Source organism: Luteimicrobium xylanilyticum, from assembly GCF_009429125.1.
GTDB classification, from domain to species: domain Bacteria; phylum Actinomycetota; class Actinomycetes; order Actinomycetales; family Cellulomonadaceae; genus Luteimicrobium; species Luteimicrobium xylanilyticum.
The window spans coordinates 230,793-252,935 of sequence record NZ_CP045529.1 but is presented as its reverse complement, the minus strand read 5'-3'; the positions used below and the strand labels follow the sequence as shown (position 1 = coordinate 252,935).

Annotated in this window: 20 protein-coding genes and 1 pseudogene; 12 read left to right on the top strand and 9 right to left on the bottom strand. The window is 73.8% G+C overall.

Annotation, left to right across the window (positions count from 1 at the left end; genetic code table 11):
- Window positions 1–9: 9 nt before the first annotated feature.
- The gene (locus tag KDY119_RS01125) at window positions 10–870 is read right to left on the bottom strand and encodes an HAD family hydrolase (RefSeq protein WP_051136886.1); all 861 of its coding nucleotides are present in this window, start codon (window positions 868–870) and stop codon (window positions 10–12) included.
- A complete protein-coding gene (serS, locus tag KDY119_RS01120; protein ID WP_036954332.1) occupies window positions 867–2,147 on the bottom strand; it encodes a serine--tRNA ligase in 1,281 nt (426 codons plus the stop codon). Before serS ends, KDY119_RS01125 begins: the two co-directional genes overlap by 4 nt.
- 75 nt (window positions 2,148–2,222) lie before the next feature.
- Between serS and KDY119_RS01115 the strand changes: the two genes are divergently transcribed.
- Together KDY119_RS01115 and KDY119_RS01110 are read left to right on the top strand one after the other, a co-directional pair.
- Window positions 2,223–3,359, top strand: a complete 1,137-nt coding sequence (locus KDY119_RS01115; protein WP_036954775.1) for a diacylglycerol/lipid kinase family protein — start codon at window positions 2,223–2,225, stop codon at window positions 3,357–3,359.
- A 45-nt stretch (window positions 3,360–3,404) separates the two neighbouring features.
- Entirely contained in the window at window positions 3,405–5,834 is a 2,430-nt protein-coding gene (locus KDY119_RS01110) for a hypothetical protein (RefSeq protein ID WP_051136885.1), read from the top strand.
- Here the strand turns inward: KDY119_RS01110 and KDY119_RS01105 are convergent.
- Together KDY119_RS01105 and KDY119_RS01100 are read right to left on the bottom strand one after the other, a co-directional pair.
- Entirely contained in the window at window positions 5,773–6,663 is an 891-nt protein-coding gene (locus KDY119_RS01105; RefSeq protein ID WP_083891167.1) for a glycosyltransferase family 2 protein, read from the bottom strand. The genes KDY119_RS01110 and KDY119_RS01105 overlap by 62 nt on opposite strands.
- A gap of 67 nt (window positions 6,664–6,730) precedes the next feature.
- A complete protein-coding gene (locus KDY119_RS01100; RefSeq protein ID WP_036954330.1) occupies window positions 6,731–7,552 on the bottom strand; it encodes a DUF5926 family protein in 822 nt (273 codons plus the stop codon).
- 51 nt (window positions 7,553–7,603) lie between these two features.
- On the opposite strand from KDY119_RS01100, the gene KDY119_RS01095 reads away from it, so the two are divergent.
- Entirely contained in the window at window positions 7,604–8,233 is a 630-nt protein-coding gene (locus KDY119_RS01095) for a GNAT family N-acetyltransferase (RefSeq protein WP_051136884.1), read from the top strand.
- A gap of 24 nt (window positions 8,234–8,257) precedes the next feature.
- On the opposite strand, the gene KDY119_RS01090 is transcribed toward KDY119_RS01095, so the two are convergent.
- A complete protein-coding gene (locus KDY119_RS01090; RefSeq protein ID WP_153021818.1) occupies window positions 8,258–10,366 on the bottom strand; it encodes an elongation factor G in 2,109 nt (702 codons plus the stop codon).
- A gap of 84 nt (window positions 10,367–10,450) precedes the next feature.
- On the opposite strand from KDY119_RS01090, the gene KDY119_RS01085 reads away from it, so the two are divergent.
- Complete coding sequence (locus KDY119_RS01085; RefSeq protein ID WP_153021817.1) at window positions 10,451–11,527, top strand: DUF4037 domain-containing protein; 1,077 nt, start codon at window positions 10,451–10,453, stop codon at window positions 11,525–11,527.
- On the opposite strand, the gene KDY119_RS01080 is transcribed toward KDY119_RS01085, so the two are convergent.
- A complete protein-coding gene (locus tag KDY119_RS01080; protein WP_051136883.1) occupies window positions 11,518–12,459 on the bottom strand; it encodes a DUF389 domain-containing protein in 942 nt (313 codons plus the stop codon). The two genes, KDY119_RS01085 and KDY119_RS01080, sit on opposite strands and share 10 nt — an antisense overlap.
- 34 nt (window positions 12,460–12,493) lie before the next feature.
- Window positions 12,494–13,276 (bottom strand): LLM class F420-dependent oxidoreductase, encoded by a 783-nt coding sequence (locus KDY119_RS01075; protein ID WP_036954322.1) that lies wholly within the window; start codon window positions 13,274–13,276, stop codon window positions 12,494–12,496.
- A gap of 136 nt (window positions 13,277–13,412) precedes the next feature.
- Between KDY119_RS01075 and KDY119_RS01070 the strand changes: the two genes are divergently transcribed.
- A complete protein-coding gene (locus KDY119_RS01070) occupies window positions 13,413–14,297 on the top strand; it encodes a hypothetical protein (protein WP_051136882.1) in 885 nt (294 codons plus the stop codon).
- Window positions 14,298–14,320: 23 nt separating this feature from the next.
- Here KDY119_RS01070 and KDY119_RS01065 read toward each other — a convergent pair whose 3' ends face one another.
- On the bottom strand, window positions 14,321–15,751 hold the full coding sequence (locus tag KDY119_RS01065; RefSeq protein WP_051136881.1) for a glutamate decarboxylase: 1,431 nt from the start codon (window positions 15,749–15,751) through the stop codon (window positions 14,321–14,323).
- Window positions 15,752–15,799: 48 nt separating this feature from the next.
- Window positions 15,800–16,858 (bottom strand): M15 family metallopeptidase, encoded by a 1,059-nt coding sequence (locus KDY119_RS01060; protein WP_153021816.1) that lies wholly within the window; start codon window positions 16,856–16,858, stop codon window positions 15,800–15,802.
- Window positions 16,859–16,939: 81 nt separating this feature from the next.
- Between KDY119_RS01060 and KDY119_RS01055 the strand changes: the two genes are divergently transcribed.
- The 7 genes and pseudogenes from KDY119_RS01055 (at window position 16,940) to KDY119_RS01030 (ending at window position 22,048) form a co-directional block, all read left to right on the top strand.
- Window positions 16,940–17,206 carry a type II toxin-antitoxin system VapB family antitoxin gene (locus KDY119_RS01055; protein WP_036954319.1) on the top strand — a complete coding sequence of 89 codons (267 nt, stop codon included), beginning with the start codon at window positions 16,940–16,942 and terminating at the stop codon, window positions 17,204–17,206.
- A complete protein-coding gene (locus KDY119_RS01050) occupies window positions 17,203–17,598 on the top strand; it encodes a type II toxin-antitoxin system VapC family toxin (RefSeq protein WP_036954317.1) in 396 nt (131 codons plus the stop codon). Before KDY119_RS01055 ends, KDY119_RS01050 begins: the two co-directional genes overlap by 4 nt.
- 236 nt (window positions 17,599–17,834) lie before the next feature.
- A pseudogene (locus tag KDY119_RS19000) lies at window positions 17,835–18,026 on the top strand (IS607 family transposase); the annotation flags it as partial.
- Window positions 18,023–19,225 carry an IS607 family element RNA-guided endonuclease TnpB gene (gene tnpB / locus KDY119_RS01045; protein ID WP_036954314.1) on the top strand — a complete coding sequence of 401 codons (1,203 nt, stop codon included), beginning with the start codon at window positions 18,023–18,025 and terminating at the stop codon, window positions 19,223–19,225. The pseudogene KDY119_RS19000 and the gene tnpB, both read left to right, overlap by 4 nt.
- A gap of 218 nt (window positions 19,226–19,443) precedes the next feature.
- Window positions 19,444–19,635: a hypothetical protein gene (locus KDY119_RS01040; RefSeq protein WP_036954311.1), complete on the top strand. Its 192-nt coding sequence runs from the start codon at window positions 19,444–19,446 to the stop codon at window positions 19,633–19,635.
- A gap of 50 nt (window positions 19,636–19,685) precedes the next feature.
- Window positions 19,686–21,392, top strand: a complete 1,707-nt coding sequence (pgm, locus tag KDY119_RS01035; protein ID WP_153021815.1) for a phosphoglucomutase (alpha-D-glucose-1,6-bisphosphate-dependent) — start codon at window positions 19,686–19,688, stop codon at window positions 21,390–21,392.
- Window positions 21,389–22,048 carry a TMEM175 family protein gene (locus tag KDY119_RS01030; RefSeq protein WP_051136880.1) on the top strand — a complete coding sequence of 220 codons (660 nt, stop codon included), beginning with the start codon at window positions 21,389–21,391 and terminating at the stop codon, window positions 22,046–22,048. Before pgm ends, KDY119_RS01030 begins: the two co-directional genes overlap by 4 nt.
- Window positions 22,049–22,143: the final 95 nt, after the last annotated feature.

Below are 22,143 nucleotides of genomic sequence, written 5' to 3'. Positions count from 1 at the left end.
ATTCTGCCGCTACGTGAGCAGGCTGCGCAGGACGGACGCCGCGCCGTCCTCGTCGATCGTGCCCGTGACCTCGTCCGCGGCGGCCTTCACGACGTCGTCCGCGTGGCCCATCGCGACCCCGCGCGCGGCCCACTCGAGCATCCCGACGTCGTTGCGCCCGTCGCCGATCGCGACCGTCGCCCACGGCTCGACCCCGAGCCGGCGCCGCACGCCCTCGAGCGCGGTGCCCTTGGTGACGCCCTGGGGCGCGATGTCCATCCAGGCCGTCCAGCCGATGGCGTAGGTGACGTCCTCGAGGCCCAGCCGGTCCACGAGGTCGTGGAAGTCGTCGCGCGTGCGCTCCGGGCTCCGGACGACGACGCGCGTCGCCGGTTCCGACGCGAGCTCCTCGAACGGCACGACGTCCTGGCGACCCGTGATCTCGCCGTCGGGCCACGGGGCGTTGACACGGTGCCCGAGGCCGAGGTCCTCTACGGCGACGAGCGCACCGGGGATCCCCTCGAGCACAGCGCGCAGCGCGGGCGCCGGGTCGAAGGTGACCTGCTCCTCGACCACGAACCCGTCGGGAGCCGACGGGTCGATCCGCGCGGTCACGGCGCCGTTGGAGCAGACCAGCCAGCCCTCGGTCAGACCGAGCTCGCGTGCGACGGGCACGGTCGCCAGGACCGTGCGCCCGGTCGAGATGACCGGGTGGTGCCCCGCGTCCCGGACGGCCGCGACCGCCTCGCGCACCGCGTCCGAGATGTACTCCCGGCGCTCGGGCTCGTCCGCCCACGACAGGAGCGTGCCGTCGACGTCGAGCGCCACGAGGTACGCCGAGGGTCGCGCACCGTCGACGGGGGACTCGGCCAGCGGGACGACCGGGCTCATCCGACGGGCTCGAGCACCTCGAGGCCGCCCAGGTAGCCACGCAGGCCTTCGGGCACCACCACCGACCCGTCCGCCTGCTGGTGGTTCTCGAGGATCGCGACGATCCAGCGGGTCGTGGCGAGCGTGCCGTTGAGCGTCGCGACCGGGCGGGTCTCCGTGCGCCCCTCGACCTCGAACCGCTCGCGCACGCCCAGGCGGCGGGCCTGGAAGGTGGTGCAGTTCGACGTCGACGTCAGCTCGAGGTAGCGGTTCTGCGTGGGCAGCCAGGCCTCGCAGTCGAACTTGCGGGCGGCGCTCGAGCCGAGGTCGCCGGCCGCGGTGTCGATGACGCGGTACGGCAGCCCCGCCTTCGCGAGCATCTGCTCCTCCCACGCGAGGAGGCGCTGGTGCTCGTCGGCAGCGTCCTCGACGCGGCAGTAGCTGAACATCTCGACCTTGTGGAACTGGTGCACGCGGATGATGCCCCGCGTGTCCTTGCCGTACGAGCCGGCCTCGCGGCGGTAGCAGGCGCTCCAGCCGGCGTAGCGCTTGGGGCCGTCCGACAGGTCGAGGATCTCGCCGCTGTGGTACCCGGCGAGCGCGACCTCGCTCGTCCCGACGAGGTACAGGTCGTCCGTGCCGAGGTGGTAGATCTCGTCCGCGTGCTTGCCGAGGAAGCCCGTGCCGGCCATGACCTCGGGCTTGACGAGCGTCGGCGTGATGACGGGCGTGAACCCGGCCGCGACCGCCTGGTCGACGGCCGCGTTGAGCAGCGCCAGCTCGAGCCGGGCACCGACGCCGGTCAGGTAGTAGAAGCGCGCACCCGAGACCTTGGCGCCGCGCTCGGTGTCGATCGCCCGCAGCCCCTCGCCCAGCTCGAGGTGGTCACGGGGGGCGAAGCCCTCGGCAGCGAAGTCGCGCGGCGTGCCCTCGTGCCGCAGCACGACGTAGTCGTCCTCGCCGCCGGGGGGCGCCCCCTCGACGACGTTCGCGATCTGGAACAGCAGCGCGTCGAGCTCCTCGCCGGCCGCCTTCGCGTCGGCGTCGAGCGACCGCACCTGCTCCGCGAGCTCCTTGGTGTGCGCGAGGAGCGCCTGCTTCTCGTCACCCTGCGCCTGCGCGACCTGCTTGCCGAGCGACTTCTGCTCGGCGCGGCGCGACTCGAAGTCGGTCAGCGCGGAGCGGCGCCGCGAGTCCGCGTCGAGCGCGGCGTCGACGAGCGCGGGGTCGTCGCCGCGGGCGGTCTGGCTGGCACGGACGGTGTCCGGGTCCTCCCGGAGAAGCTTGAGGTCGATCACACCCCCAGCGTATCGGGGCGCGGCAGCAGGATTTCGCCGCGTGCGCGGAGGCCACGTCCGGATACGGTGAGCGACGTGAGCACCCCCTGGGAGACGTGGATCGGCGTGACGGCGCTCGTCGTCGCGCTGGCCGCCCTGGTGGTCGCGCTCGTCGTCTACCTCCAGGCCCGCCGTGCCGGACGGCGCATGGGCCGTCCGGCGCGCCGGTACGGCACGGGTCTCGGCCCCCGCGAGCAGGAGGCGCCCGGGGAGCGGCTCGTCGCGTTCGTCGCCAACCCCTCCAAGCCCGGCGTGCCCGAGCTCCGCGACACGCTCGTCGACGCCTGCCTCGACGCCGCCCTGCCCGAGCCGCTCTGGTTCGAGACGACCGTCGAGGACCCGGGCCGCGGCCAGGCACGCGACGCGCTCGCCGCGGGCGCCGACGTCGTCGTCGCGGTCGGCGGGGACGGGACCGTCCGGGCCGTCGCCGAGACGATGGCCGGGACCGGCAGGGCGATGGGCATCCTGCCCCGCGGCACCGGCAACCTCCTCGCGCGCAACCTCGACATCTCGACGACCTCCGTCGAGGACGCGCTCGCCACCGTCATCTCCGGGCACGACCGGCACGTCGACGTCGGGCGCCTGCGGGTCGACGAGTACGCCGACGAGCCCGGGCCGGACAGCGAGGGCGCGCGTGACGTCGACCACCTCTTCCTCGTCATCGCCGGGCTCGGTTTCGACGCCGCGATGGTCGCCGACGCCGACCCCACCCTGAAGTCGAAGGTCGGCTGGATGGCCTACTTCTTCGCGGGCGTCCGGCACCTGCACGGGCGGCGCAGCCGGATGCGGATCGAGATCGACGACGCGCCCGCCGTCGACACGCGGGTCCGCAGCCTCATGGTCGGCAACTGCGGGCTCCTGCCCGGCGGGATCACGCTCATCCCCGACGCCGTCATCGACGACGGTCGCCTCGACGTCGTCGCGATCGACGCCCGCGCCGGGCTGGTGGGCTGGGCGCAGGTGTTCGGCGAGGTCGTCATGCAGGGCATCGGGGTGTCGTCGGGCGACCTGCCGCGCGCCGGCCGGATCGACACCAGCCCCGCCCGGCGGGTGCGGATCGAGGTCGAGGCCGGCGCGGGCGAGCACGTCCAGGTCGACGGCGACCTCCTCGGTCGCGCGCGACGCGTGACCGCGTGGGTCGAGCCGGGCACCCTCGTCGTGCGGTCCGCCTGACGGGCCCTGACCGGCCCGTGAGGCCGCTCCCCTAGGCTGGGGCCCGTGCCGCTCGACCTTCCCGCGACGACCTCTGCCCGTTCCCGACGCCTCCTCCGGCGGACGACGGCGCTCGTCGCGTCCGTCACCGTCGCGATCGGCCTGGCCGGGGCGGTCGGGGCGAGCACCGCGACGGCGGCCCCGGAGGTCGCGTCCGCGGCGTCGGCGTCGGACGGCCCCTTCGTCCTCGTCGGCACGGGCGGGGTGCAGCCCGAGGACGTCTCCCCCACCACGACGCCGAACATCTGGAAGGCGCTCGGCGGGACCCCCGCCGACGGGTCGGCCCCGGCGGCCGACGACCTCGTCGGCGTCGCCCCCGGCGTCAACGTGGTGCGGACGGTCCGCTCGAGCACGTGCCCCGTCGACGGGTGGCTCGCCGTGTCGTCCGGACGACGCGCGGGCGACATCGCCCCGCACACCCAGCCCACGTGCCGCGTGCCCGACGACCCGACCGACTCGTCCTCCGACGGCACCGGCGGCACGGTGCCGGACTGGGCCGAGTACCAGGACGCCGTCGCGCACCAGAGCTTCGACGCGACCCTCGGGGTCCTCGGCGACGCGGTCCAGGCCACCGGCCTGGCCACCACGTCGATCGGCCCGGGCGCCGCCATCGCGGTCGCGACCAAGGACGGCAAGGTCGCGGGCACGCACGTCGACGCGCCGTCGGACGCCGCAGGGCTGAAGAACGCGGTGTCGACGGCGCTCGGGACGTCACGCCTCGTCGTCGTCGACGCCGGGGCGGTGCTCGACCCCGCGGCCCAGCCGGGCGAGGAGCCGCTCACGGCCGAGGAGGTGGCCGCCTCGCACGCGAAGCAGGTGAAGGCGGTCGACGCGAACGTGGGCGCCGTGCTCGCCGCGGTGACGGCGTCCTCCCGCGCGTCGGACACCTCCGTGCTCGTCGCGTCGCTCGCCGACTCGAACCGGACCTCGCACCTGCAGCTCGCCCTCGGCACCGGCCCCGCGATCAGCACGCACGGCGACGCGGCCGGCGGGCACACCGTCCTCGCCGCCGGGTCGACCCGGCAGCCCGGCATGATCCAGGACACCGACGTCCTGCCGACGGTCGTGGAGGCGCTCGGGATCGACGCGTCCGTCCCCGAGAGCGCCACGGTCGGCACGACCATCGGCACCACCCGTTCCGACGCGTCGGGCACCGACCGGCTCGACGGCCTCGTCGACGTCAGCAAGCACGCGTCCGCGGTCAAGCCCCTGATCGCGAACTTCTACCTGCTGCTCATCCTCGCCAACCTCGCGCTCTACGCGTTCGCGACGGTCGTGCTTCGCCTCGACGCCAAACGGCTCGGCGCCGTCGGCCGCTGGCTGCGCGAGAACCCGTCCGGCGTGCTCAAGGGCCTCGTCGCCGTCGGCATCGCGCTCGGGTCGATCCCCGTCGCGACGACCCTCGCGAACGCCGTGCCCTGGTGGCGCAGCGGTGCGCCCGCGTGGACGCTCGCCGGCGTCGTGATCGCGCTCGACGTCGTCATCACGGCCGTCGCGATGCTCGTCCCGTGGCGCCGGGCGCCGCTGTGGCCGTTCGGCGTCGTCGGCGGGGTGACCGCCGTCGTCCTCGCGATCGACGTGCTCGGCGGGGCACCGCTCCAGCTCTCCGGGCTCATGGGCACGCAGCCGCTCGTCGCGGGCCGCTTCTACGGCATCAACAACACGTCGTACGCGCTGTTCGGCACGGCGTGCGTCATGGTGACCGTCGCCCTCGTCAACCCGCTCGTGCTCCGCGGACGCCGCAAGGCCGCCGCGGGCGTGGTCGCCGTCGTCGGGGTCGTTGCGACCGCGCTCGACGGGCTGCCCTCGATCGGCGCCGACTTCGGCGGGCCCCCCGGGCTCGTCGCCGGCTTCGCCCTGCTCGCCCTCATGGCCGCCGGCATCAGGCTCACCTGGCAGCGCGTCGTCGGGGTCCTCGGCGCGGCGGTCGTCGTGGTCGTCGCGTTCGCCGTCGCCGACTGGCTCCGCCCGCCCGACGAGCGCACCCACCTCGGCCGGTTCGTGGACGACGTCCTCCACGGCGAGCTGTGGCACGTGATCCAGCGCAAGCTCGCGCAGAACCTCGACAACCTCAACAACAACCTGACGCTCGTCGCGCTCGCCGGGCTGCTCGTCGTCGTCTACGTGCTCGGCCGGCCCCTGCGCGGCGCGCTCGCGCACCCGGCCGGCGGGCCGCTCGAGTGGATCACCACCGACGCGCCGCTGAGCCAGCTCACCGCCTACGCACCCATGCTGCGGCCCGGGATCATCACGACCGGCGTCATCCTCGGCATCGGGTTCCTCGTCAACGACTCGGGGATCCTCGTGCCCGCGACCGGCATCGTGCTCGCCCTGCCCGTGCTCCTCGCGGTCTACGCGAACTGGCTGCGCGACGTCAGGGCGCGGGGTGGTGCGGCCGCACCACGTCGACGGTCCGGCGCACCCGCCGCGCACTGATCGCGAGCTGCACGTCGCGGTACTGGGCCGCGCGGTGGAGCTGACCCTTGAAGTCCTTGCCCGACGGGCGGTGCCGCAGCTCGCACGGGATCTCGACCGCCACGTAGCCCTGCCGGAGCAGGTCGATGGTCAGGCCGACCTCGACGCCCCAGCCCCGCGCGAGCGGGGTCGCGGCCTCGAACGCCTCCCGGGTCATGCAACGCATGCCCGACAGCGGCTGCGTGGGCGTCCAGCCCGTCATGCCGGCGATGGCGCGACGTGCCGCGCCGACGACGAACCCGTGCCCGCCCGCGCCGACCTGCGGCGGGATGTGGGCGATCGCCATGTCGGCCACGCCCTCGAGCACCGGCGGGACGAGCGGGGCCGTGTTGACGGCCGTGTCGGCGAGGTCCGCGTCGATGAAGAGCAGCAGGCGCTCGGGGCGACCGGGCACGTCGCGCATCGCGACGACGGCTGCCCCCGTCTCCATCGCGGCCGCCTTCCCGCGGTTGTGCGAGTGGCGTACGACGACGGCGCCCGCCTCGCGGGCCACGTGCTGGGTGCTGTCCTCGGAGCCGTCGTCGACGACGAGCACGAGGTCCACGTTCGGGATCGCGCGTGCCGAGCGGACCGTCGCGGCGATGCGGCGGGCCTCGTCCTTGGCCGGGATCACGACGGCGACGCGCTGGCGGAAGCGACCGGGGTGCGCGCCGTCGGGGACCTGCGGGCGGGGCGTCTTCGCGGTCGGAAGCGTCTCGGTTCCTTCGCCCGCCTCGACGCCGACGGCCCCCGCCGCGTCGGACGTCGGAGCGGCGCCGGTGTCGGTGCTGTCGCGCTGCTTCCTCGTCACGTCGGTCAGCCTAGTCGAGTCAAGAGTTGGACGCAGATTCCCCTGTGCGTGGGCAAAGAGTCGTGTCTCACCGTAGGGTGACCTGCCGCGCGACGATCCCCGCGCGGGCCCGCCGCTCGTTCGCGTCGAGCGGCACGTCGGCCGCCAGCGCCTCGTCGAGCGTGGCCTTGAACGCGGCCGCGGGCTCCTCGAGGTCCGCCGCCTCGGTGCCGCGCGGCAGCTCCCAGACCGGGACCACGAGGCCCGACGAGCGGAACGCGCCCACGAACTTCCCGCCCGCGAACCCGCTCGCGCGGCGGGCCTGGAGGCGGGCCAGCGCGTCGATGACCGTGTCCTCGTCCTCGGGCAGCGCCCAGCGCAGGAACTCGCGGTTCATGCGGCACCAGTACGCCGACGGCACCGACGCGAGCTTGACCGTCGGGATGATCGACTCGGCCGCCTGCTGGAGCGACGCCTCGACCTCGTCGGTGCGCTCGGCACCGCCGTCGAGCCAGTACTCGAAGCCGTCCCGCACCGTGACCTCGAACGGGACCGTGAGGTCGAGGGCGTCCTGCAGGCGCGGGCCCGCGGTCGGCGGGTCGATGAGGACCGACGTGCCCGGCTCGCTCGCGAGCGCCTCGAGCAGCGCGGCGGCGAGGTAGCGGCTGGTGTCGTCCGACGCGCCGACGCCCTGGAGCGCGAGGAGGACCGTCCCGTCCTCGCGGTGCAGCGCCTGCCACCCGCCGGGGAGGACGGTCGTGACGACGACGTCCCGGGACCCGTGCTCCGCCGTCGTGCGGGCGGTCGCGGTCGCGGCGGGCACGACCTCACGCAGCGCGACCCAGTCCGGCTCGCCGGGGAGGCCCTCGAAGGGGCGCAGCACGAAGTCGGTCGCAGAAGAGGACGCCATGGGGCCCGAGTCTAGTGGCGCGCGCGGCGCTGGTCGTTACCGTGGATCGGCATGGGGACCCCACCCGCTTCCACGCCCACGGACGGGCTGACCACGACCGCGGACGTGCGGATCGAGCACCTCGACGTCGTGTTCGCGCGGGGCGACCCCGCGTACTGCTGGTGCCAGTGGGACCGGCTGCGCGGCAAGGCGTTCGACGACCTCGAGCGCTCGGAGCGGCGCGACCTCACCGCGGGCCTGCTCGACGGCGCCCACGCCGGTTCAGCGCCGGGCCCGGGCGTCGTCGCGCTCGCCGGGGACGAGCCGGTGGGCTGGTGCGCCGTCGCACCGCGCACCGACCTGCCCCGCCTCTTCACGAGCCCCTCCGCGCTCAAGAGCCTGCCCGAGGACGGGCGCGGCGACGACGGGACGTGGTCCGTGACGTGCTTCGTCGTGCGGCCCGGACACCGGCGACAGGGGGTCGCGGGGCTGCTGCTCGACGCGGCCGTCGAGCACGCGTTCGGCCACGGCGCCTCGGCCGTCGAGGCGTACCCGGTGGACGTCGCCGAGAAGCCGCGGACGACGTCGTCGGGCCTGTACCGCGGGACGCTCACCCTGTTCCTCTCCCACGGGTTCGAGGTCGTGGCGCGCCCGACGCCGGGCCGCGCCGTGGTCCGCCGCGCCGCCCCTCCCCCGACGTAGACGGCCCCTCGGGGTACCTCGCGGTCAGTGGCGGGGTGCGACGTCGTACCGCTCGGGCTCGATGGTGAGCTCGGCCTGCCCCGCGGTCAGCGAGCGCAGGTCCAGCACGTACCGGGCGAGCTCGGCCTCGGGGACGCTCGCGACGACGCTGACCCGGCCGGCGTCGTCGGGGCCTTCGGTCGCGGCCACGTGCCCGCGCCGCCCCGACAGGTCCGTCAGGACCGCGCCCTGCACCTCGGACGGCACCGTCACGACGACCCGGCTCACCGGCTCGAGCACCACGGTCCCGGCGTCCGCGAGCGCCTCCCGCAGTCCGGCGGCCGCGGCGGTCCGGAACGCCATCTCCGACGAGTCGACCGAGTGCGCCTTGCCGTCGTAGACCTCGACGCGCACGTCCACGACCGGGTACCCGTGAGGCCCGCCCGCGGCGAGCGCGTCGTGCAGCCCTTTCTCGACGGCGGGCAGGTAGGACCGCGGGATCGCGCCGCCGACGACCTTGTCGACGAGCTCGAAGCCCGCGCCCCGCGGCAGCGGCTCGGCCCGCAGGTCGACGACGGCGAACTGCCCGTGCCCGCCCGACTGCTTCTTGACCTTCCCCTCGGCCTGCGCGCGCCGTGCCAGCGTCTCGCGGTACGCGACGGGCACGGGGCCGGTCGTGACGTGCACCCCGAACACGCGGTCGAGGCGCTCGAGCGCGACCGCGAGGTGCGTGTCCCCGAGGCCCCGGAGCACGGTCGCGTCCCCGCCGGGCGCGGCGACACGCTCGACGAGCAGCGTCGGGTCCTCGGCGACGAGCCGGGCCAGGGCGGTCGACATGCGGTCGTCGTCGGACTGGGAGACGGGGACGAGGCTGAGCCCGTACGCGGGCTGCCGCGCGGGCGGGGCCACGGGTCGGGCGCCCGTGGCCCCGGCCGGCCGCGCCCAGAGGAGAGTGCCCGACGGCGTCCCGACGAGCTTCGCGACCGCGCCCACCTCGCCCGCGACGACCGTGTCGACGGGGTGGTGGTCCTTGCCCTGCACGCGGAACAGGCCGTGCAGGCGCTCGGTGGCGCCGGTCGACGCGTTGGTGAGCCGGCCCCCGGACCGCACCGTGCCCGAGAGCACGCGGAACAGCGAGACCTGCCCGACGAACGGGTCCGCGACCGTGCGGAACACGTGCGCGAGCGCCTCGCCCCCGGGGTCGGCGGCGACCGCGACCGGCTCGTCGCCCAGCAGCACGGTCCGGTCGCGCTCGGCGGCCGGCGGCGCGAGCTCCCACAGGAGGTCCGCGACCCGGTCCACGCCCGTCCGCGTGAGCCCCGACGCGACGAGCACGGGGAACGCGGCACCGGCCGCGACCTCGTGCGCGAGGGTCCGCTCGAGCTCGCCCGCGTCCGGCTCGTCGCCGCCCAGGTACGCCTCGAGCTGGGCGTCGTCGTGGGACACGATGTCCTCCGTCACCTCGACGTGCAGCGCGTGCTCGCGGGCGGCCACGGCGTCGGTGAGGGGCTCGTCGTGGTGGTGGCCGTCGTCGTCGTAGGCGTAGCCCGCCTCCGTGAGGACGTCCGCGATCCCGTGGAACGCGGCCTCCTCCCCGACCGGCAGCTCGAGCGGCACGAGCTCGTCGCCGTCGGCGCCGAGCGAGGTTCGCAGGTCCGCGAGGACGGCCTGGAAATCGGCGCGCGCCTTGTCCTCCTGCGTCACGACGACGACGCGCGGCACCCCCGCCTCCCGTGCCGCCGCCCACGCAGCACGGGTGCCCGCCTGGACGCCGTCGGCCGCGCTCACGACGACTGCCGCGACGTCCGCGACCGCGAGCGCCGTGTCGACCTGGCCGGCGAAGTCGGGGTGGCCGGGCGCGTCGAGGAGCGTCAGGGTGCGGGGCGCGCCGTCGGGGCCGGTCCACGTGGTGTGCGCGACGCCGAGCGTGAGCGACATGCCGCGCGCGATCTCCTCGGGCTCGGTGTCGGTCACGGTCGAGCCGTCCTCGACCCGGCCGGGACGCGGGATCGCGCCGGTGACGTGGAGGAGCGCCTCGGCGAGCGTCGTCTTGCCGGCGCCGCCGTGCCCGACGAGCGCGACCACCCGGACGAAGGACCCCGGCGGCGCACCGCCCGCAGCGGTCTCCTGGGTCTGCGTGCTCGCGCTGCTCATGACGCCTCCCGCCGCGCCGCCGGATGGCCTCAAGTCTCGCGCGGGCGGGGGCGGCGCGCGACCCCGCGCTGGTACGTTCCGCGGGTGACGACGCCTCCGCCCGCGCCCGCCGGGGCCGCACTCGCCCGCGGGTACTACGACGACGACGTCGCGCCAGTTCTCGACGGCGCGGGCGTGGTGCACGCGGCGGGCCGGCTCGGGAGCGGCTCCGACGTCCTCGGGTTCGACGACGACACGTCCCGCGACCACGACTGGGGGCTGCGGCTCACGGTGCTCGTCGACGACGCGGCGGTGCCCGAGGTCGACGCGCTGCTGGAGCGTCGCCTGCCGTCGTCGTGGCGCGGGCACCCGGTGCGGTTCGCGACGACGTGGGACCCGCAGGTGCGGCACCGCGTCGAGGTCACGAGCGTCCGGGCGCTCGCGGTGGCCCGCCTGGGCGTCGACCCGACCGACGGTCTCGAGCCGTGGCAGTGGCTCGCGCTGACCGGGCAGAGCGTCCTCGAGGTGTGCGCGGGGCCGGTCTTCCACGACGGCCCCGGCGAGCTCACGGCCCTGCGCGAGCGCCTCGCCCGCTACCCCGACGACGTGCGCCGCTACGTGGTCGCGTCCGCGTGGGCGCACCTCGGGCAGGAGCTGCCGTTCGTGGGACGGACGGGCAGCCGGGGCGACGAGCTCGGGTCGGCTGTCCTCGCCGGTCGGCTCGCGCGGGTCGCGATGCACCTCGGGCACGTGCTCGAGGGCCGCTGGGCGCCGTACGCCAAGTGGCTGGGGACGTCGTTCGCGGCGCTGCCGTCGGCGTCGGCGGCCGGTCCGCACCTGCGCGAGGCGCTCGCCGCGACGTCGTGGCGGGGGCGCGAGGCCGCTCTGGCGCGGGCGTTCGACGTCCTGCTCGGGGTCCAGGCCGCCGCGGGTCTCCCCGTACCGGACGGCGCGCCCGACGGCGGCGCGACCGTCCCGTTCTTCGACCGCCCGTTCCGCGGGGTCGCGCCTGTGCCGGAGGCGGTGCGCGCGTCGATCACCGACCCGGCGGTGTTGGCCCTGCCCGCAGGCGTGGGCGGCGTCGAGCAGTGGGTCGACGACGTCCACGTGCTCATGGACCCGGCGCGCCGGCTCGCGGTGGCGCGGGCGGCGCTGTCCGGGACGACGCCCGGTCAGGCGTAACGGCGCCTGAGCCGTCGCTGGTCGAACACCTGGCCGCCGCGCTGCACGAGCAGGGCGGCGACCGCACCGACGAGGATCATCCCCACGTTCACGGCGAGCTGGCGGGCGGCGCTCGCGGCGTCGTCGCCGACACCGAACGCGATGGCTGCCCCGACGACGCCGGCCGCGGGGATCGTCGTGACGGAGATCAGCACGCCGACGAGCGCCCCGGTGCGCGAGGTCGACAACGACACCGCTCCGGCCACGCCGGCGAGGAACGCGACGACCGCGCCCAGCGCCCCCGGCCGGTACACGAAGTCGGTCAACGAGTGGGGCTTCACCAGGTCGTGCACGTCGATCAGCCCCCACCACCGCAGCAGCAGTGCGGCCACGAGCGCGCCCGCGACGCCCGCGCCGTACCCGAGCACGGTGGCGCGCAGACCGCCGAGGAACATCGACCGGCTCCGGCGGACCAGGCCGTAGGCGAGCGCCGCGAGCGGGCCGAAGTCGGGACCGACGGCCATCGCGCCCACGACGAGGACCGGCTGGTTCGTGACCACGCCGATCATCCCGATCACGCAGGCGATCGCCATGAGCACGAGGAACGTCACCGAGAGCTCGTTCTCAGCCCCTGCGCGCTCCCGCAGCTCCTGCCAGACGACCGCGTCGGTCGGCTCACCGGGAGCCGCGTCGACGGCGCGGTCCACGGCCTTCGACAGCACGGTGTCCGTCTGGTCGAGCGCCACGACCCCACGGGCGGGGACGCCGAGCTCCGTGAGCCGGTCGACGACGGTGGACGTCGCCTCGCGGGCGACGTCCGCGAGCACCAGGTCCCCCGCGGGGTCGACGGCGGCGCCGCGCAGCAGCACGACGTCCGCGACGCCGGTGTTGCCGCGCAGGAGCGTCACGACGCGTTCCGTCAGCTCGGCCGGGCACACGACCCGCAGGTGCATCACGGGCCCAACCTACGACGGCGCCGTCGGACGGTCAGCGCTGCGCGTCGCGCCAGGCGACCCACTCGGTCGCCCGCGTCAGGTCGTAGTCGGGGCCGTTGACGCCGATCGTGAAGAGCGTGGCCCCGGCGGCGGCGAGGCCGTCCGCGACCTCGGCGGGCGTGTGCCGGCTCACCTCGACGGACCGCTCGACGAGGTTCGCGGTGTCGCGGCCGACGGCCGCTCCGTGCTCGTCGAGGATCGCCGACTTGCGGGTCAGGGTCTCGACGTCGCCAAAGCTGTGCCAGATGTCGGCGTGCTCGGCGACGATCCGGAGGGTCTTCTTCTCGCCGCCGCCCCCGATGAGGATCGGGATGTCGCGGGTCGGTGCCGGGTTGCCGACGGCCAGTCGCTTCGTGATGCGGGGCATGGCCTCGGCGAGGTCGGCGATCCGGGTGCCGGGGGTCCCGAACTCGTACCCGAACCGGTCGTAGTCCTTCTCGAACCAGCCAGCGCCGATACCGAGGATGAGACGGCCGTCCGAGATGTGGTCGACGGTGCGGGCCATGTCGGCGAGGAGGTCGGGGTTGCGGTACGAGTTGCAGCTCACGAGCGCGCCGATCTCGACGCGGCTCGTCTGCTCGGCCCACGCGCCGAGCATCGTCCAGCACTCGAAGTGCTTGCCGTCGGGGTCACCGCTGAGCGGAAAGAAGTGATCCCAGTTGAAGACGACGTCGACACCGATCTCCTCGGCGCGCAGCACGGCGTCGCGGATCTGGGCGTAGTCGGCGTGCTGGGGCTGGATCTGGACAGCGATGCGCAGGGGGTGCTCAGACATGTCGCGAGCCTATGTCGTGATTCGCATGCCTCCGTCCTCGCCGAGTACGAGGGGTTCCACCGAATCCGAGCCTGTGTCCCTCGTACTCGACGGAAACCCTCGTACTCGGGCCGGGTGGAGGTGGTAGACCGGGGCGATGCGTTTCACGCCCGACGTCGCCCGCGGCGACTGGATCCTGCCTCGCCTGCGCGGCTGGGGCGTCGTCGGCGGGGTGGTGCCGCGCGGGTTCGAGGCGTACGCGCGGATCCTGCACCCGGTGCCGGCGCACGTCCCGTCGGTCGACGCGGAGGTCCCGCCCGAGACGCTGCAGTGGTCCGAGGTCGCGGCACGCTCGTCGAGGCTGCCGCGCGCCGTCGTGCACCCGCTCGTGCAGTGGACGTCGATCAGCGGCGCCCCGGGTGACTCCGTCACGCTGGCGGACGGGCGCGAGGCAGGTCCGCCCGGCGACGGCGCGCTCGACCCGGCCGCCTGGAGCGCGCTCGCGCACCACCTCGGACGGCGCACGGCTGCCCCCGACCTCCTCACCGCGGGGGTCTGGAACGGGTACGGCGAGCTGCGACCGGGCCGCTCGTCGCAGCTGTTCCTCGCCGTCGACGAGGGTGTGCCGACCCCCGACGAGCTCGAGCGGGCCCACGCCCACGCGAAGACCGAGCTCGTCGCATCCGTCGACCCGGAGATCACGTCCGCCGCCGACGACGGTCCCCTCCTCGAGCTCCCGGGCCGGGACTACGTGCTGCTCGACGCCACAACGGACGAGCTCGTCGACGGGTCGTGGACCCGCACATCCGGGCTCGGCTGGTACCGCGGGCTCCCGGGTGCGAGCCCGAACCTCCTGTGGCCGGCCGACCGGGCGTGGAGCGTCGCGAGCGAGATCGACTTCGACTCGACCCTGGTCGGGGGTACGAGGGCACTCGTCGAGGAGATCCTCGCCGACGAGGCCCTCGAGGCGTTCGAGGTGACGGAGGACGACGACCTCACCTGGACCGGGGACGCGGTCAACCGGGTGCCGGGAGGCGAGTGACGTCGTCGGGCCCGGCGCCGGCCTCAGTGGTGGAACGCGGACCGCTCCCCCGCCGACGGCATCGGCGTCTTCAGGGCGTCGAGGAACCGCACCTCGGCCTCGAGGTCGGCCAGGAACGCGCCCGCGAGGTCGCGGCTGAGCCCGTTGCGCACGACGACGCGCTGCACGGTCACGTCGGTGAGGTCGTCCGGCATGGGGTAGGCGGGGACGAGCCAGCCGTGCGTGCGCAGGCGCTCGGACAGGTCGTAGAGCGTCCAGCCGGCGCCCGCATCGGTGTGGTCGGCGGCGAGGCGCCACGCGAACACGGGGATGTCGGACCCGTCGTTCCACAGCTCGAAGGCCCCGATCCGGGCGACGCCGTCGGCGAGGTACCGGGCGACGTCGTGCGAGGTGCGCTGGACGGCGCGGTACCCCTCCACCCCGAGCCGGAGGAACTGGTAGTACTGCAGCAGCACCGGGGCGCCGGGGCGGGAGAAGTTGAGCGCGAACGTCGGCATGTCGCCGCCCAGGTAGCTCACCCGGAACACGAGCGACTCGGGCAGCGCATCGGCGTCGCGCCACACCACCCAGCCGAGCCCCGGGTAGACGAGCCCGTACTTGTGGCCCGACGTGTTGATCGACGCGACGCGCTCGACCCGGAAGTCCCAGGCGAGGTCGGGCTGGACGAAGGGCGCGACCATCGCGCCCGACGCGCCGTCCACGTGGATCTTCACGTCCAGGCCCGTGGCCGCCTGGATGCGGTCCAGGGCGGCGGCGATCTCGGCGACCGGCTCGTACATGCCCGTGTACGTGACGCCCATGATCGCGACGACGCCGATCGTGTTCTCGTCGACGTACTTCTCGAGGTCGTGACCGTCGAGGACCTTGTGCTCCTCGGTCAGCGGCACGTAGCGGGGCTCGACGTCGAAGTAGTTGCAGAACTTCTCCCAGCACACCTGCACGGCGCTCGACAGGACGAGGTTCGGCCGGTCGGCGGGCTTGCCCGCAGCGCGCCGCGCCTCGACCCACCGGCGCTTGAGCGCGAGACCGCCGAGCATGCACGCCTCCGACGACCCGGCCGTCGAGGTGCCAGTCGCGTGTGCCACGTCGGGCGCGTGCCACAGGTGCGCCAGCATCCGCCAGCAGCGTTCCTCGACGGCCGCGGTCTGCGGGTACTCGTCCTTGTCGATGACGTTCTTGTCCGCGGCCTCGACCATGAGCCGGTTCGCGTGGTCGTCCATCCACGTCCCGACGAACGTCGCGAGGTTGAGCCGTGCGTTGCCGTCGAGCATGGCCTCGTCGTGGACGATCTGGTACGCGGTCTCCGGCAGCGACGGCTGGTCGGGAAGCCGGAACCGCGGGAGCTCGGTCGCCTCGCCGGGCCTCGCGAACACGGGGTCGAGCGCGACGACGTCGCGCAGGTCCGCGGTGCGCGGGCGGCGGGCAGGGCGGTGGGGTCCACCTGCGTGGGGCATGCTCCTGACGCTAGGTCGGACGGGGCCACCGTGCGCGGCGAGGGGCCGTCAGTAGGTCCTGGCCGCGGAGAGGCCGAAGAAGTCCTCGAGCGTCTTCGCGCCGGTCGCGCGCACGTCCGCGGCGACCTTCTTTCCCACGTACCGGACGTGCCACGGCTCGTACACGTACCCGGTGGTCTTCTCCTCGCCCTTCGGGTACCGGACGACGAACCCGTACCGCCAGGCGTTCTTCGCGACCCACGCGGCCTGCTTCGTCGACCCGAAGCACGTCATCGCCCCGCACGACCCGGACGCGTCGAGCACGTCGACGGCCAGGCCTGTCTGGTGCTCCGAGTAGCCGGGACGAGCGGACTCGTTGTCGGCCTGCTTCTTGCCGTGCGCGGCGACCCAGCCCTCGTAGGTCGAGGCCTGGACGCCGTAGGCACGGTAGGCGCTGTGCACGACGAGAGGCAGCCCCGCCTTCGACGCCGCCCGGAACATCGACTTGAGCGCCTTCGCAGCCTCCGGCCGCATGACCTCGTTCGGCCCGGCGACCTCGACCAGCTTCTTCGGGGCGAACGTCCTCGGGTCGAGCGGGCGCTGCTTGTTGACGATCACGAGGTCGGTGGCCGGGTCGTCCGTCTGCGCGACGGTCACCGTGCCGCCCTTCGCGGGCCGCCATACGAGCGTCCCGCCCGCGAACTTCTGGGTGCAGCGGGTGGGGTCGTCCTCGCTCCCCGTGCACGACGCCGGCCCGCTCGCCGTCCCGAGGAAGCCCTTCGCCCCGCGCCAGCGGTCCGTCCACGCGGTGGTGATCGCCGCGGTGGCGAGGTCGCGGGCGGTGGGCGCGGGCGCCGTCGTCGGGGTGGCGGACGGCTGGGACGCGACGGCGACGCTCGGACCGGCCTGCGGCGCGCTCCCGTGGTCGCGGCCGAGCAGGGCGGGTACGGCGACCGCGAGCGCCGCGACCACCAGCACGACGACGGCGCCGACGAGGAAGGTACGGCGGCGACGGGACCGGCGGCGCTGCTGGGCGCGAGCGGCGGCCTCGGCACGGCGCACCGCTGCGGGGCGTGGTGCGCGCGCGACGTGCGGCGGCGCCGGCCGCTGCCGGCCCGTCGTGGTCATGGGGTCGATGGTACGGAGCGTGCCTGGGACCCGCTGTTTCTACCCTGGTAGAAGGACTGTCTACCAGGGTAGAATCGTGGCATGAGCCTCAACATCAAGAACGAGCGCGTGCACGCGCTCGCGCGCGAGGCCGCGCGCGTCACGGGCCAGTCCCAGACGAGCGTGATCGAGCGTGCGCTCGAGGAGCTCCTGGAGCGGGAGAAGTGGGAGTCGGAACGCGACAAGCGCAACCGACGGATCGAAGAGGTGCTGGCCGAGATCGACACGCGCACCACCGACGAGGACCGCGCACGGGCCCGCCAGATCATGGAGGACATGTACGACGAGAACGGGCTCCCCGTCCTGTGATCGTCGAGACGTCGGCACTCATGGCGATCCTCTTGAGGGAACCGGAGCGTGAGACGTTCCTCGTGGCCATCCAGGCCGATCCCGACCCCTGGCTCTCGGCGGCGAACTACGTCGAGGCGGGCGTCGTCGTCGATCGTCTGGGCGACCCGACGCGCTCCAGGCTGCTCGACGAGCTCGTCGAGAGCCTCGGAATTCGGATCGAGCCCGTCACGGTGGAGCAGGCTCGGACGGCCCGCGCGGCCCACCGCGACTTCGGCCGCGCTTCCGGCAATCGGGCGCGCCTCAACTTCGGCGACACGTTCGGGTACGCGCTGGCCGTGACCACCGGCGAGCCGCTGCTGTTCAAGGGCGACGACTTCAGGGAGACGGACGTGCGGCGCGCGCTTCCCTGACGACGGCGTCCGCGTCGTCGGCGGTCTCGCTCAGCAGGCGCCGGGGACCGGGGCCGGTGCGGGCGAGGAGGTCGTCGGGGTTGCGGACTGTGAAGCGCCCCAGGATTTCTGCCGCTCCTATGCGGGTTGAACCTGCTCGGTGAGAGCAACGTCGTGGGCATCCTCGTATTCGACGGGCGTGTTCATCTCGAGGCGCCTCACGGCACCACACGTTGGATGTCACCCGTTCGTGCAGCAGCCCTCTTGGCGCACAGGGCCGCTCGATCGTGGTCCTGGACGAGGGTGAGGTCGCTGACGACCTGGTATGGGACCTGACGGAGATCTTGACCTCGTTCTGCGCGCGCCTGGACGGGCGCCGCTGCGCGCGCGGGCGGGCGGATGCCGCGGTGGCGGCGATGTCGGTGGGGCCTGGGAGTGTGGTGTCGTGACGTTGCAGGGGTTCCGGGTCGAGCTCGCACCCGACGCTGCCCAGGCCGACCGCCTGGCCCAGCACGCCGGCCTGCACCGGGTGGTGTTCAACCACTGCCTCGCACACGTCAAGGCGGTGATGGGACAGCGCGCTGCGGAACGCACCTACGGCATTCCCGATGACGAGCTGACGCCTGCGGTGGGCTGGTCGGCGCCCGCGCTGGAGAAGTACTGGCGGGCCACCCACCGCCAGACGTACCTGTGGTTCGGCGATGAGGGGCTGTCCTCGCGGGTCCCGAAGGAAGCGTGCCGGGCGTTGGCGGCCGCGCTGTCGAACTGGGCCAAGTCGAAGGCCGGGGCGCGCAAGGGTCGACGGGTCGGGTTCCCTCGGTTCCGGCGACGCAAGGACGGGGCGACCTGCCGGTTCGACGCCCACACCGCCCACCCCGCCACGTCCCGGCTGGTGCACGTCCCGACGATCGGCAAGGTGCCCGTTCGTGAGGACATGGGCTGGTTGACCGACCGGATCGCCGACGGGCGCGCCCGCGTCCTGGGCTCACGGTTCGAACGGCGTGCGGGCAGGTGGTGGGTCGCGTTCCAGGTCGAGGTCGACCGCACCGACGTCAACGCCCACCACACCGCACCCGTGGGCGGCCCGGTGGTCGGGATCGACCTCGGGATCACGACGTTCGCGACGATCGCGGCCGATGACGGCACCGTGGTCGAGGTTCCCAACCCCCGCCACCTCGGGCACAAGCTCCGTCGGTTGCGGCGGGCGAACAAGACCCTGGCCCGTAAGCAGAGGGGCTCGAAGAACCGGGCGAAGGCTGTGGCCGCCCTCGCGAAGATCCACCTGGACGTCGCGCACGCCCGGGCGGATTTCCTGCACAAGCTCACGACGTCGTTGACGAGAACCAAGTCGACGATCGTGATCGAGGACCTGTCCGTCGCGGGCATGGTGAAGAACAGGCGCCTGGCGCGGCACATCGCCGACGCCGGGTGGGCCGAGCTGCGCCGCCAGCTGACCTACAAGGCCGACTGGTACGGGTCCAAAGTGGTCGTCGCGGACAGGTGGTTCCCCTCCACCCGCACCTGCACGACCTGCGCAGAGGTCAACCACAACCTGACCCTCGCGGACCGGACCTGGACCTGCCCCTGCGGGACCGTCCACGACCGCGACCGCACCGCCGCTATCAACCTCCTACGCCTCGCTGCGTAGACCCAGCACCACGGTCGCCGGGCAGTTCCCCGGAGACCCTAACCGCCTGCCGAGGCCACGCAAGTCCCCGCACCCGCAGGGCAGAGGCCGATGAAACAGGAAGAGAGAATCACCGAGATTCTCCGAACGGTTGTTGAGCGTGCAGGTGCGGCGGCAGCCGCGGCCGATGGAGCGGTCGAGCCCGTCGAGCGGCCGTTGGAGGTGGTCGATCTGCGGCCATGCAGACCAACGACGTCGTGGTCCAATCGCTCGTGCCGGCCGTCGGTGCCGCCGTGCTCGCGGGCCTCGTGGCCGGGATGCCGCGCGGCGCGTTCGTCGTCGTGTGCAGGCTCGCGGTCACGGCGCTCGGCCTGGCGCTCACGTTCCGGCTCGGGCCACACCGTCGGGACGTCCCGCTTCCGGCGGCGTGACGCCGGGCGCGGCCCGCGCGGTGCCGTCCCGCCACTGGCAGGATGGCGCCATGGATCCGCGTGCAGGAACCCCCGCTCAGCCTCAGGACCTCATCGACGTCGACGCCGTCGTGGGCGCCTACTACGACCTCCACCCGGACCCGGACGACCCGGCCCAGAAGGTCGTCTTCGGGACGTCGGGCCACCGTGGCTCGAGCCTCGACTCGGCGTTCAACGAGGACCACATCGTCGCGATCACGCAGGCGATCATCGAGTACCGGCGCAGCCAGGGCACGGACGGCCCGCTCTACATCGGCCGCGACACGCACGCGCTGTCGCTCCCGGCCTGGGAGTCGGCGCTGCAGGTGCTCGCGGCGGCCGGCGTCGAGGTCCGTGTCGACGCGCGCGACTCGTGGACGCCCACCCCCGCGGTCTCCCACGCCATCCTCACCGCGAACGGCGCCACGACCGTCGACGGCGTCCGCACGAGCGGCCCCGGGCTCGCGGACGGCATCGTGGTCACGCCCTCGCACAACCCCCCGCGCGACGGCGGCTTCAAGTACAACCCCCCGCACGGCGGGCCCGCGGGATCCGAGGCGACCAGCTGGATCGCCGACCGCGCGAACGAGATCCTGCGGACCGGCGTCGGGCAGGTCAAGCGCGTGCCGCTGTCGGTCGCGGTCAGCGTCCCGAGCACCCAGAAGCACGACTTCCTCACCGCGTACGTCGACGACCTGCAGAACGTGATCGACGTCGACGCGATCCGCGAGGCGGGCGTGCGCATCGGTGCCGACCCGCTGGGCGGCGCGTCGGTGGAGTACTGGGGCGAGATCGGCGAGCGCTACGGCCTCGACCTGACGGTCGTGAACCCGACGGTCGACCCGGCGTGGAGCTTCATGACGCTCGACTGGGACGGCAAGATCCGCATGGACTGCTCGTCCCCGTACGCGATGGCGTCGCTGCGCCACCGGATGGAGCCCGCGGCCGACGGCACCACCCCGTACGACATCGCGACCGGCAACGACGCGGACTCCGACCGCCACGGCATCGTCACGCCCGACGCGGGCTTGATGAACCCCAACCACTACCTCGCGGTCGCCATCTCCTACCTGTACGGGACCGGGGACGACGGCGCACGCCGCCCGGGCTGGCCGTCGTCGGCGGCCGTGGGCAAGACGCTCGTGTCGTCCGCGCTGATCGACCGGGTGGTCGCGGGGCTCGGCCGGAAGCTGGTCGAGGTGCCGGTCGGGTTCAAGTGGTTCGTGCCGGGACTCCTCGACGGGTCGGTCGCGTTCGGCGGCGAGGAGTCCGCGGGCGGGTCGTTCCTGCGCCTCGACGGCCGCGTCTGGACGACCGACAAGGACGGCATCATCCTCGCGCTGCTCGCGTCCGAGATCCTCGCGAAGACGGGCCGGACGCCGTCGCAGCACCACGCCGACCTCGTCGAGCGGTACGGCGAGTCCTGGTACGCGCGCGTCGACGCGCCCGCGTCGCTCGAGGAGAAGGCGACGCTCGCGAAGCTCTCCCCCGACCAGGTGACGGCGACGACGCTCGCGGGCGAGGACATCACGGCCAAGCTCACGAACGCGCCCGGCAACGACGCGGCCATCGGCGGGCTCAAGGTGACGACCGAGAACGCGTGGTTCGCGGCCCGCCCGTCGGGCACGGAGAACGTGTACAAGATCTACGCCGAGTCGTTCGTGTCGGCCGAGCACCTCGAGCAGGTCCAGGCCGAGGCGAAGGACGTGGTGTCCGACGCGCTCGGCGGGGCCGAGTGAGCGAAGACCATTCCGCGGCCCCGCAGACCGAGGGCCGCGGGGGCGGTCCCACGGTCTTCCGTGGGACCGCCCTCGACCGCATCGTCTTCTTCTCGGACGCCGTGGTCGCGATCGCGATCACGCTGGTAGTGCTGCCGCTGGTCGACGGTGCGCGCGACCTGGAAGGTCGCACCGCGGCCCAGTTCGTGTCGGACAACGGCTGGCAGCTCGCCGCCGCAGCGCTCACGTTCGTCGTCGTCGCCGTGTTCTGGCGGACGCACCACGCCCTGTTCGCCCACGCCACGGGCGCGACGAGCCGCGCCGTCTCGCTCAACCTGCTCTGGTTGGCGTGCATCGCGTTCTTCCCGGTCCCCACGGTCCTCCTCGTCGACGCCGACGGCGACGACCGCGTCGCCCACGCGCTGTACATCGGCACGATGCTCGTGGCCGTGGTCACGCTCGTCCTCGAGAGCATCGAGCTCGAGCGCCACGGCCTCGTTCCGCCCGACGACGGACCACCGGTCGCCCGCTGGACCGCGTCGATCGCGTTCGCGCTGGCGTTCGTCCTGTCGTTCGCGTTCCCGTCGTGGAACGCGTGGCCGCTGCTCGTCCTCGTCCCGACGGCCTGGGTCGAGCGGTCGCTGCGCCGGCGGGCGCGAGGGCGCGCGCAGGGCTGAACGCGGGGCCGCGCCGTCGTCGGCCGGTCGGTCGGTCGGTCGACGGTCACAAGACCGTGCCCGGCGCCCTCCTCCCGAGTGGAGCACCCTGAGGC